General features: G+C 68.0%; 7 protein-coding genes and 2 pseudogenes. 6 read left to right on the top strand and 3 right to left on the bottom strand.

Features of this window, described 5'->3' with window-relative positions:
- The 4 genes and pseudogenes from ABD332_RS40715 to ABD332_RS40700 all read left to right on the top strand — a co-directional run.
- Positions 1-230: pseudogene (locus tag ABD332_RS40715) on the top strand (carbohydrate ABC transporter permease); the annotation flags it as partial.
- 475 nt (positions 231-705) lie between these two features.
- A complete protein-coding gene (locus ABD332_RS40710) occupies positions 706-1,341 on the top strand; it encodes a tyrosine-type recombinase/integrase (protein WP_344508941.1) in 636 nt (211 codons plus the stop codon).
- Positions 1,342-1,854: 513 nt separating this feature from the next.
- Positions 1,855-2,967: pseudogene (locus ABD332_RS40705) on the top strand (S8 family serine peptidase); the annotation flags it as partial.
- On the top strand, positions 2,910-4,049 hold the full coding sequence (locus ABD332_RS40700) for a hypothetical protein (protein ID WP_344508939.1): 1,140 nt from the start codon (positions 2,910-2,912) through the stop codon (positions 4,047-4,049). The pseudogene ABD332_RS40705 and the gene ABD332_RS40700, both read left to right, overlap by 58 nt.
- Positions 4,050-4,102: 53 nt before the next feature.
- On the opposite strand, the gene ABD332_RS40695 is transcribed toward ABD332_RS40700, so the two are convergent.
- Both ABD332_RS40695 and ABD332_RS40690 read right to left on the bottom strand, forming a co-directional pair.
- Positions 4,103-5,353 (bottom strand): M23 family metallopeptidase, encoded by a 1,251-nt coding sequence (locus ABD332_RS40695; protein WP_344508938.1) that lies wholly within the window; start codon positions 5,351-5,353, stop codon positions 4,103-4,105.
- Positions 5,354-5,846: 493 nt separating this feature from the next.
- Positions 5,847-6,497 carry a BPL-N domain-containing protein gene (locus tag ABD332_RS40690; protein ID WP_344508936.1) on the bottom strand — a complete coding sequence of 217 codons (651 nt, stop codon included), beginning with the start codon at positions 6,495-6,497 and terminating at the stop codon, positions 5,847-5,849.
- A 190-nt stretch (positions 6,498-6,687) separates the two neighbouring features.
- Here ABD332_RS40690 and ABD332_RS40685 point away from each other — a divergent pair, with 190 nt between their 5' ends.
- Entirely contained in the window at positions 6,688-7,095 is a 408-nt protein-coding gene (locus ABD332_RS40685) for a hypothetical protein (protein WP_344508934.1), read from the top strand.
- 339 nt (positions 7,096-7,434) lie between these two features.
- On the opposite strand, the gene ABD332_RS40680 is transcribed toward ABD332_RS40685, so the two are convergent.
- Entirely contained in the window at positions 7,435-7,566 is a 132-nt protein-coding gene (locus ABD332_RS40680; protein ID WP_344508932.1) for a hypothetical protein, read from the bottom strand.
- A 1,148-nt stretch (positions 7,567-8,714) separates the two neighbouring features.
- Between ABD332_RS40680 and ABD332_RS40675 the strand changes: the two genes are divergently transcribed.
- Positions 8,715-12,038 carry a beta-N-acetylglucosaminidase domain-containing protein gene (locus tag ABD332_RS40675; protein WP_344508930.1) on the top strand — a complete coding sequence of 1,108 codons (3,324 nt, stop codon included), beginning with the start codon at positions 8,715-8,717 and terminating at the stop codon, positions 12,036-12,038.
- Position 12,039 lies beyond the last annotated feature (1 nt).

The raw sequence follows: 12,039 nt of genomic DNA, 5'->3' as shown, positions 1-12,039 counted from the left end.
TGCTCTTCTTCCTCGCCAGCTGGAACCAGTACCTGCTGCCCCTCGTCCTCGTCGACGACCCGACGAAGCGGACCGTGGCCGGCGGGCTGGGCGCGTTCCAGGGCCAGTACGGCACCGACATCGTGCTTCTCTGCGCCGGTTCCCTGCTGATCATCCTGCCCTCGCTGGCGATCTTCCTGATCTTCCAGCGCAACTTCGTCAAGGCGCTGATGCAAGGAGCCGTCAAGTGACGGACCGAGTCCCGCCCCTGGAGGTTCCATCGCATCCGCGCTGTTCAGGTCGCGCTGGCCCTCCTCGGCAGCGACCGGCGGTTCGCCGGAGCCCTGGCACGCACTCCGGCCATCACCGTGACTGCGGTGCCGGGCGCCCTGTCCGCCCAGGGGCACGGCGCCGGCGGTCAGACCTGTTCTCGGCCCAGCTCCCCGACCGCGGAGCACCACGGGCAGGCAAGGTCCTGGCGCCACGTCGAGGACGAACGAGCAGAGGCTGCCGTCGGTGCCGTTTTGTGAACTCGACGACGCACGGTGATGGATACAGGGCCTGCCGCTCGCTCAGCCACGGATACGGCATCCCGGAAGTCGCCGAACGCCTGGGCCATGCCCCCGCGACGTTGATGCGCTATTACTCCCGCGTCAACGCAGGGCGTCGTCGCCGAGCCGCCGACGACCTCGCCAGCCTCATCGCACCAATCGACCGGTGTGGGCCTTGGCCGAAGCTCGACGCTTCCTCGAGCATGTTCGGGGTGATCGGCTCTATCCGTTGTTGCGGCTGCTGCTGACGACGGGGCTGCGCCGCGGCGAGCTGTGTGGGCTGATGTGGCGTGATCTGGAGCCGGAGCAGGGCAGTCTCAAGGTGTGCCGGCAGCGAATCGTCGAGGACCCGACGAGCCAGGTGCGGGAGAAGCCGCCCAAGTCCCACAACGGCACCCGCACCCTGCTGCTGGACCCGGCGACCCTCACGACGTTGAGCACCGCGAAGGCGCACCCGAAGACACCGACGGGGTCGCGGTACATGTTCACCGGCCGTACTGGTCAACCGCTGCGGCCGGACAATGTCACCAGCCGATTCAACCGACTCGCCGCACGTGCCGGGGTCCGCCCGATCGGACCGCATCAGGTCCGGCATCTGCTGGTCTCGAGCTTGCTCGATGACGAGTACGGCATTCGCGAGGTCGCCGAACTCTCGGGCATGACCCCGGCACCTCATGCGCTACTACACGCGGGTCAGCGCCGCCCGGCGCCGCCAGGCCACTCTGCGCATCGCCGAGCTCATTGCGTCCTGATCTGGGCAGGTGGACTGGCCCGGCAGGTCCGGCGGTCGCACGTATGGTCGTCACGATGAGGTGATCTGTTGGACCCCTTTACTCGGCCGGCTTATGCTTTCGGTGACCTGGGAGAACGTGCTTGAGCACGTCGCTGGGGCCTCCAACGACTGGGGGTCAAGGGGTCGTGGGTTCGAATCCCGCCGTCCCGACAAGTAGAGGGTTTCCGCAGGTCAGGCTACCTGCAGAAGCCCTCTTTCATTCTTTGATTTGAATGTCGGGTCAAGCATGTCGCTACTGAACCCCTTGACTCGGCTTGTTCGGTTCCAAACGATCTGGAATCCGGGCGTGTTCTTGCTGGTCACTGGCTTGCGCTTCCGTGTCTGCCTTCGCGCGGGCCAGTGATCAGACACCTTGACGTTGCGCCTGAAAGAGTCAAGGTGTCTCGCCCCTTTGGATCATGGCTCTGGGTGGTCCGTTGCGGGCACACACCGCCCTCGATTGCGTGCAGGCCTTCTTCGATCAGGTGCCCACCCTGCTGCAACCACCCGGCCGGCTGCTGGTGACCAGGGTCGGGAACCAAGACCGACCAGCTCGCTGACTTCTCCAGCCGCGGCCCGCGCACCGGTGACCAGTCGATCAAGCCCGACCTGACCGCGCCCGGCGTGGACATCACCGCCGCGCGTGGCAAGGACGCCGGATTCGGCGAGCCCGGCCAGCCGTACGTAACGCAGTCGGGCACATCGATGGCGACCCCGCACGTGGCCGGGGCCGCCGCGGTACTCAAGCAGCGACACCCGCAATGGTCTCCGGAGCAGCTGAAGGCCGCGTTGATGGGCTCGGCGCAGCCCAATCCCTCGCTGGGTGTCTTCGCTCAGGGTGCCGGCCGGCTGGACCTGGCCCACGCCATCACCCAACCCGTCTTCGCCACACCGGCCGACCTCAGCTTCGGCGAGCAACGCTGGCCACACGGCGACGACCAGCCCATCACCACCGAGCTGACCTACACCAACACCGGCCCGGACGACATCACCCTGAACCTCGCGGTCACCGCGACCGGGCCGGCGGGCCGTCCCGCACCAGCGGGGATGTTCACCCTCTCCCGCAACCCCCTCACGGTGCCGTCGGGCGGCCGGGCCACCGTCACCGCGGACACCCGGGTGGGCACCGAGGACGACGCGTTCACCGGCTACCTCACCGCCACCGGCGGCGGTGTTCAGGTGCGATCCCCGCTCGCCGTCGCCCGGGAAGTGGAGAGCTACGACCTCACTCTCGTACACACCGGCCGCGACGGCACGCCCAGCAACGTCTACTCCACCGCGGTGATCCCAGCGGATGCCGAGCTCGCACTCTGGGACATCCGCCAGTTCTGGGGCGGCGACAGCACCGTCACGCTGCGACTGCCGAAAGGCCGCTACATCATCGACAGCATGATCGTCGGCGCGGAGGACACGACGATGCTCAACCAACCGAAGGTCGACCTCAACGCCTCGCAACAGGTGAACCTGGACGCCCGGCTCGGCAAACCGATCCGCGTCGGGATCCCGGACCGATCGGCGATCTCGGTGTGGGCCGAGGTCACCACGATCAGCCACCAGGGCAGCTCCGGCGTGAAGGATTCCGTGGTCGGCGCATCCTTTGCCGGCATGTGCACCGCGCGCGGATCGGTCCGCAGGTCAGCGAGCCCTTCGTCACCTCCGTCGTGAACAGCGTCTGGGCCCGCCCAGGCCCGGACGGCACGATCACCGACAGCCCCGAGATCTACAATTTGACCTGGGTCAGCAAGGGTCAGATGATCACCGGGTTCAACCGGCAGGTCACCAGCCGGGATCTGGCCACCGTGCGCGCCGGCTACGGCAGCCAGGCCACCGGCGTTCTGACCTCGCCATACGTCAACGCGACGATTCCACCCTGGCGTGACGGTGGGATCGCCTCGTCACCCGACGGCGAGGGGCCCGCTTTCAACTACGGCGTGCCGTTCCACGCGCCGTTCACCCGCACCGTGCACTACTCCACCGAGGGCAGGCTGCGTTGGCAGGATGAAATCATGGAAGGCCCAGGGGTCGCCTACATCGTCTCCGCACCCACCGTCTACCAGCCCGGGCAGCATGACGCCCAACGGTGGAACCGCGGCGTCTTCGGCCCGTCCTTCAGCCCCAGGAACCCGCCGTACCGCGACAGGGACCTAATCTGGCCCTTGGTGGGCCTGTACGGTGACGGCGCCGGCCGTTTCGGCAGGTCCTACACGGCGGACGCGCGGACCACGCTGACCCGTGACGGCGTCGAGATCCCCGGCTCGGAGGCCGAGGGCGTCGTGCAGTTCAGCGTCCCGGCGGGCGAGGGAACCTATCGACTGCAGATCGAGGCCGACCGCGGCGCCCCCGGCACGCTGTCCACCCGCACCAGCGTCGCGTGGACCTTCCGCTCCGCGTACACCACCACGCGAACCGCCCTGCCCCTCTCGGTGATCCGCTTCAGCCCCAAGCTCAACGCGCTCAACACCGCACGCGCGACCGGCAGGTACGCCGTTCCAGTCACCGTCACACCACTGCCAGGCTCGACCGCCACCGCGCCCACCACGCTCACCGTCGAGGTCTCCTACGACGACGGCGGCAGCTGGCAACCGGCCCCGCTCCAGCGAGCCGGCGACCAGACCATCGAGACGCTGCAACACCCCAACCGCGATGGGTTTGTATCCCTGCGGGCCACCTCCATCGACGCCAACGGCACCAAGGTCGAACAAACCATCATCCGCGCGTACCGCATATCAACCGAACTGGGCGACTGAACCACAAATGGTCCGGACCGGTGTTGACGCCGGTCCGGACCACCTTGTACCGCCTAACAGTTCGGCCCGATGGTGTCCGCTCCGGTGTAGACGTACGCGTCGCTGACCCAGGTGCCGTCGGTCAGCTTGTCCCAAACCGCGGTGGGGCCCCAACGGCCGGTGAGGTTCGTGCCGTTGCGCCAGCAGGAGATGGTGACGGTGGTGCCGTCGGTAACGGAACCGACGATGGCGTATCCGGTGCCGGGTCCTGAGCGCTTATTGATGTACGTATCGTCGTTGGCGTCGACGATGCCCTGGTTGAAGTTGAGGGCGCCATAGTTGTACAGCGCTCCACCGGCGTCCGTGTGCTGCCCCCCGGCATCGACCTTCGTGCTGCCGTGCAGCGCGTAGCCGGCGTACGGCGCCGGCCCACTGATGAACACCCAATTACCGGCAGATCGCGTGTTCCACGACACTCGGGTGCTGCCGTTGAGGATGGACCAATGGACGTGCCGATAGGGGGCGGAACCGCCACAGGACACGTCGGTGCCGGTGTAGCCGAGGAATGCCCCTTCGCTGACGGAGCCGCCGTTGTAGTTGACAGGCGCCCACAGGTGATAATGGTCGGTGGTGTAGCCACTGCCGTGGTAGACACGCACCCAGCCGCCGTACTGGCCCGAGCTGTTCCCGTCGCACATCAGGTATGCGGTGCCGCTGCCGGGGGCCAGCACGCGGAAGTCACCACCATTCAGGTCTATTGAGCTGTATGGGGTGTCGGAGCCGTTCCAACCGTGCGGGCCGCCGGTGAGTCTCCAGGACTGGCCGATCGCGAAGGGCAGGCGCAGCCCGGTGTTGTATGTGGTGTCCGCCGTGGACATTATCGTGGCGGCGGCCGGCCCCAGCACTTGGCGCTCCCGAACGGACACGATGGCTGCCGGCGCTTGACTGGCCAGAGCGCTGAATTGCGCGGTGCCGTCGAGGATTGCCTGCCAGCCAGTACCGGTGCGGTGGGCGAGAAACATCCACCCCATCGGGTACTGGTCGGGCTTCGCGGGTGCGGTCAGAACCGCGCTGCCGAAGGCCCAGTCGCCGGCTCGACGTTGGACGTCGACCCGCGACTGCCGCCCGGCGGCGGTTGCCTGCAACTGGCTTTGTTGCGCCCGCTGCATGATCGCGGCGGATACGGTTTCGTACAAGCTGCTGCCCGGGGCGACCGGCTGGGCGGCCGCCGAGGTCTGGGCGGAAATCGCTCCGAAGAGCACCGCAAGTAGCGTGATCATTGCGGCGGCGAACGCGCGTCTGACGATGGAGGGGTACGCGGGCACGGCTTGCTCCTATCGGGTCGACGAAGGCTGGTATGCCTTGATCAACTGGCTTGGGGCGGGAAACCCCATCGGAACCATGCCGGTGAATATATTGCAAGAAATCCGATCATAGAAAATTACATCAATGTGGTTCACCCGAAATGTGGGCACTGGGATGCTTATCAAATTTGTGACGGGTTGGATTGATCGGATCGTGGCCGTGTCGATGATGGTGACGGTGGCCGTCCCCAGGTGGATCATCTGGAGATCTTCGGAATCTGGAAATGAGCCTATTGGATAGCATGGCAGGCCTGCCGGCATTGGAAATGCTTGCCGGCGCGGTGCCCATTCCGGGATGATCCAGGTGGCCTGGTCGGAAAACAACGATGACCACGTCGGGTGAGCGCCAAAGGCATCGACCCGGGACGCTGTCGACGGTCCGGGTTGCGGGATGTGTGCCCCGGTGATGGACGTGGCGTGGTGTCAACCGGCCTGAAGGAGTGGGCGAGCTGTGTCACGACCGCATCACCGCGTCCACCAGGTCGAGGCCGAGGTCGATGCCGAGCCGGTCGACAGCCAGCCCGGCATCGGTGTACCAGTCGTCGGTGGCCTCGGGGTGGGGGCCGACGACGCCGACTCGGCCGAGCCCGAAGCCGGCGACCAAGGCGGCGGCGGTGCCGTTGGGATAGGTGGCGACGATGGTTGCGTCGCTGCCGGGCCGTAGCCAGAAGTATGGGCCGTCTTGGAAGAACAGCGTGCGCCGCCGGCCCCGCCACACAACCTCGACGATGGTGTTGTCTTTCGATGCGATGGTGGCGGCGGGCGAGGCGATGTACTGGTCGGTGTCCCCGGGGAGCAGGTCGAAGCCGGGGGTGGCGCCGGCGAGGTAGCCGCCGAGACAGAACCCGAGATATCTGCCGCCGTTGCCCACGAATGAGCGGATCTCGTCGCGGTGGCGGCGCAGCTGCCGGTAGCCGTGGGCGAGGGTGCCCCCGCCGGGCTGCGCGTACAGGACCGCGCCAGCCAGGGCCTCGGCGGAGATCGGCAAGTTCTCGTCGGGGCCGACGTGGCGGACGTCGAAGCCCCACCGGCTGGATTGGAGCAGCGCTGCTACAGCCTCTGGGCAGCCGGGCAGCGACGCCGGCCCCCGGTACACCAGCGCCACCGGCGGATCGCCTCGCGTGTGACTGGGCAGCCAGGAGAGCACACGGCGTGCGGCTGACTGCAGCTGACTGGCGCCGGGCACCGGCGCGCGCTTCCTACTGATCACTTCGACCTCCCCTGGAGTGACTTGTCGAGTATCAGCGCGGCGCAGCGGACGCCTCCGCCGCAGCCAGGTCGGGGTCGTATCAGCGGTGCTGACCGTACGCAACGGCGTGCATGCGCCGGTCGGTGCGCTGCCCGTTGCCGACCAGCAGCAGGTCGCCGTAGGCGAGGGCGTCGCCCTGGCCGCGGACCGGAAATGCATAGGGTCGCGGACCAGCAGTTCGGCGACGGTGGCACCGGCGCGAACCGTGACGGCGGCCGTCGCCGTCACGCGGCCCTCGAACATCTCGGCCTGCGGGATCGCCGAATGCGCCACGGGCGATCCCGCGGTTGTGGCGGACTACCGGAATCCGTGCCACTCGTCGGGGCGTGGCGGCGCCGCGCGACGCGGACGTCTTCGTCGGGCGATCAACAAACGACACTTTGCCCAGCCATGTGATCGTTTCCTGTTCCATCACAAACCCGGTACCTGGCCGAGTGGCGCCATTCAAGCTTGACAGTTTCAGAGCAGGGCACGGGGCATTCGGCAAACAATTTTCACCACGAGACCAGCATGCCCGGCCCGGCGCCCACCTGAATCGGCCACAGTACGCTCCCAGCGGTTTGAGGTGGGCCCACGGTGAGGCGTCGCGCGGCGAGAGTGTCGAGGACGGCGACGACCTGCGCGGCCTTGGGGAGCTGTGCGCCTGCCGAAAGCCTCGTCCGTGCAGCTCAAGCCGCATGTTGATACTCGTGAAGGACACCGCCGAGTCGGTCTCGTCGGCGTATGTCGAGGTGGGCGATTCGTCCTCGATCCGTGATCGGCGTGGGGACAGCTCGTAGGGGTGCGGCTTGCGTCATGGCCTGGTGGGCTCGATGGTGTTGTAGTACTGCTCGTACTGGTGCGGAGCGTGGCGTAGGTGGCGTTCGTTCCAGATCAGGGTGCGGTCGAGTAGCTCGTGGCGGCAGGACTGTACCCATCTCTCCATGATCGCGTTCATTCTCGGGACCCGAATGCCGCAGAGGACGGTCTGGATGCCGGCGTCGGCGAGGATTTCGTCGATGAGGGCGGGGAACGTCCCGTCGCGGGTCCCTGATCAGGTAGCGCGCCCGGCAGCTCGCGTCCTGCAGGTCCATCATGAGGTTCTTGATGGTCTGTGCCACCCAGCCTGCGGTCGGGTGCGGGGTGGTGTCGAGGATGCGGATACGGCGGTTGGCGTGCTCGATGACTGCGAGGATGTACTGGCGCTGCCCGGGTAGCCGCAGTCGGCGCAGCGCCTGGCGGGGCGGGGGTGCCAGGAGGGCGGTGAGGAAGGCCCGGTTCTCGGGTGCGAATTTCACTCGGTCAGCGCCGAGTTGCCGCTCCAGGACGGTGATCTGATGCCGCAGCGCCAGAGTCTCGACGTCTTTGTTCCGGTCGCCCATCGGCAGTAGCCGCAGCGCGGCGAACGTGTTTGTGGCAGTCAGGTAAGCCAGGCGCAGCAGCACGAGAGCTCATCCTGCCGCGTTCCGTTCCGATCTTGACGGCCGGGCGACGTGTTGGTCTAGAGGAAGCGGGCGGAGCCCACCACGCGCATGGTTGGCATTCTCGGCAGGCGCAGAGTTTGTAGCAGTCCTGCGACAGGAGTTCGTTCACCACCAGATCGCAGCACGGTGCTCGACCGGGTCCACAGCCGACTGCGATGCCTCAGTCACCGCGTACCGACGGTTGATGGCCGACCGCCTGCATCTGCGGTTCTGGGCGGCGGGGTTGACGTGGCCAGGCGTGGCATGGATTCTAGTTACCGGCATAGACCAGTTGGGCTCAACTGATCTCGGTTGGAGGATCCGAGGATGCGGCGCAGAGCTCAGGTGTCGTTCGGCGTCGCGACTGTCACGTTGACTGTGGGTCTACCTGGGTGATGCCTGCGACCACGCGACGAGTCCGGCTGCGCCGGCCCGGCCCGGCCCGGCCAGTCGCCGGAAGACTGCTCACGGCGGCGCGAACACCGATCCCGACAGTCGGCCGCGTGTCTGTTGACCCACCGGGCCGGCGAACCTCGGGTCGGTCAGCGTTTGTGGCCTCCCGCACGGTGTCCGCCGCGTCGGCGTGCATATCGATACATGCGCTGACTCGAATTGAAAGAGTGGAGGTTCGATGCTGTTGTCGCGTTCGTTTCGTGGCTATCGCCGCGCTGGATTATTCGCCGGATTGATCGCGCTTGCCATTGGTCTGGTGAACCCTCCTCCTGCTCGGGGCGAGGCCCGGGCTGATGATCCGTTGGATGTGGTGCGCATTCTTCCGATGCCGCAGCATGTGGAGCCTCGTCCGGGAACCGTCGTACTGCCCGGCGATGTCGATGTCGTCGCGGGCACGGCCGTGGATTCGGCGGCCGAGGAATCGCTCGTGGAGCTGCTTGGGGCGCACGGTGTCACGGCCAAGGTCGTGCGAACCGTGGACACTTCTACATCGCGCCCGTTGATCGTCCTCGGTGGACCGGGCGAGACGTCGGCGAGCACCACGGTACTGAGTGCACTCGGGGTTGAGGGGCCGGCGGGGTTGCCTGGGGAAGGGTACGTGCTGGCGGCCGGGCGCGATCGGCACGGGCGGCCGCGGATCGTCCTCGCCGGCGTAGACGGCGCCGGCACCTTCTACGCCGTTCAGTCGCTGCGTCAGTTGCTCGTGGCGAAAGGCCCGCGGATGGCCCTCGACGGTGTGGCCGTGCGGGACTGGCCAGGATACCGGGTGCGCGGCGGCATGGAGTCGTTCTACGGACCGGTGTGGTCACAGGAGGACCGGCGCTCGCAGATCGAGTTCCTGGCCCGGCACAAGATGAACCAGTTCTTCTACGGACCGGCTGACGACCTGCGTACCGGATCGAACTGGGACTCCCTGTACGACGAGGCGGAACTGGGCCGGCTGCGGGAGATCGTGGATCTGGCGAAGGCGCGCCATGTCGACTTCGTGTACCGGATCTCGCCGGAGGCGCCCATGGCGCCCAACCGGGGGATCTGCCATGTGCGCGAAGCCGACCGGGCCAAGCTGCTGGCACGCCTGGCACAGTTGTGGGAGATCGGCGTCCGTAGCTACGTCATCGCCTGGGACGACGTGTCCGGCAACTTCGCGTGCCAGGAGGACCGGGACGCCTACAAGGGCGATCCGTCGCCGCTCGCCGTCGCCCAGGCCGAAGTCACCAACCTGGTCCAGCGCGAGTTCATCGACAAGCGTCCCGGCGTCAGCCGCCTGGTGGCCGTGCCGACCGAGTACTGGGGCATGACCCGTACCCCGTACAAGAACCGGTTCGACGAGTTGCTGAGCACCGACGTCGACCTCTACTGGACCGGGCCGGAGGTGGTCTCGGCGAGCATCACCAGAGACGACCTGCGGGCCGCGAAGGACGCCTGGCCGCGGCACCGGATCATGCTCTGGGACAACTACCCGGTCAACGACTACAGCTCCAACCGGTTGCTGCTGGGCCCGCTGGTGCACCGCGACGCCGGCATGGCCGGCGACGTCGTCGGCATCTCGTTCAACGAACTCGTCCAGCACCAGGAGGCTTCGCACATCCCCCTTGGCACGCAGGCCGACTACGCCTGGAACCCCGCGGGCTACGACCCGGAGCGGTCATGGACGCGCACGCTCCAGATCGTCGGCGGCGACGCGTACCAGCAGCTACGGCTGTTCGCGGAGAACAACCGGGCCAGCATCCTGGACAACACCGCGCGGCCGGAGCTCGCCGCACTCGTCAGCCGGCTCATCGCCGACTTCTCCGCCGGCCGGCCGGTGAACGCCCAGCTCCAGCAGCTCGACGCCGAGATGCGCCGCCTGGCGGAACTTCCCGCCACACTCCGGGCGCGGCTGGACAATCCCGCGCTGCTCAAGCAGATCGAGCCCTGGCTGGACCGCGTCGGCGTGACCGGTGAGGCGGGTCGGGCGGCCGTGGACATCCTGCGGGCGCAGGACAGGGGGGACGGCGAAGCCGCCTGGCGAGCCCGGCGGGAGCAGTCGCGCGCCCGCGGCATCCTCGACCGGACGTGGCACCAGATCAGCCCCGGTCCGGTCGACGATCTCCTCAGCTTCGCGGCCGCCCAGAGCGACGGCTACATCGGTGACCGCTGGTACGGCGACGTCGGGGCGCCCACGGGACTACCGGCTGCCGCCCAGGGGTCCTCGCTGGGCAACCTGACCGACCGGCGGGACGACACGGCCTACGTCGCGGCCGCCAAGCCGCAGAACGGCGATGCGATCACGGTTCCGATCACCAAGCCGCACCGGCTGTCGGCGGTGACCGTGGTGCAGGAGGCCACCGCTCCCGCCAGCGGTGTGATCCAGGCCCTGGTCGACGGCGGCTGGGTGGATCTCGGGCCGCTCGCCGGCGGCTTCACCAAGGTGTCGGCGGCGAACCTGCCGGCCAGCGCGGTGCGGATCCGGTGGGCGTCGGGCAGCGCGGCCCCGCGCGTCTACGAGATCGTCCCGCACTACTCCGACGTGTTCAGCGGTACCGTCTCGGTCGATCCGCCCGGGGCGCTCATCGCGCCGGGGAAGACGAAGCGGTTCCAGGTCACCTTCGAGGTGTTCGCGGATCACCGGATCAGTGGCCGGGTGACCGCGGCCGCCCCGGCCGGCTGGACCGTCGACCCGGCGACGCAGGTGTTCCGTGCCAAGCCGGATGGCCGCACGATCGTCGCGAGCGTGCCGGTGGACGTGACCGTCCCGACCGGTGCCGGGGCGGGCCGCCATCAGGTCACGGTGTCCTTCGCCGAGGACGGCCAGCCACCGGTGACCGTGTCGCTGCCGATCCTGGTCGGGGAGCAGAACTACCCGAACCTCGTGGCCGGGGCCGACCCGGCCGGCTACTGGCGGCTCGGCGACGCGGCCGGTTCCAGCACCGCGGTGGACAGCTCCGCCGGCGGGCGGAACGGGACCTACTTGGCCGGCGCCAAGCCGGGCGCCATGGGCGCGATCACCGGTGACGGGGCGGCAGACCTTTCCGCCGGCTACATCGAGGCGCCGCGGAGCCCGCGGACCAACCTCCAGGGCGCTTTCACCCTGGAGGCGTGGGTGAAGCTCGACACGCTCGCCCCGTCGCCTGGGCAGGCGGTCATCGAGAGCTACACCGGGCCGGCGGTCAACGGGTACGCGCTGCGGGTGACCGACGGCGTCCTGCAGGCGTGGTCGCTGGGCGCTGCCGGAAAGGGATACGGCCTGGTGACGGGTCGTACCAGGCTGACGGCGAACACGTGGCACCACGTCGCCGCCGTCTTCGACGGGTCACGGCTGACCGTGTACATCGACGGCGTGGCGGACAACAGCGTCGCGACGTCGGTGTCACCCGGCAGCGGTACGGGGAGCGTCAAGCTCGGCGGCCGCGGCGACGACGCGAACCAGCGGCTGCTCGGCGACCTCGACGAGGCGGCGATCTACGACCGTGCCCTGACCGCGGCCGAACTCGAGGCGCACTACCTCACCGGTCTTCGCTGAC

This window comes from Dactylosporangium maewongense (assembly GCF_039531485.1).
Classification (GTDB): domain Bacteria; phylum Actinomycetota; class Actinomycetes; order Mycobacteriales; family Micromonosporaceae; genus Dactylosporangium; species Dactylosporangium maewongense.
Note: the sequence above shows the minus strand (reverse complement) of the source record. Positions and strands in the feature narration are given on the sequence as shown.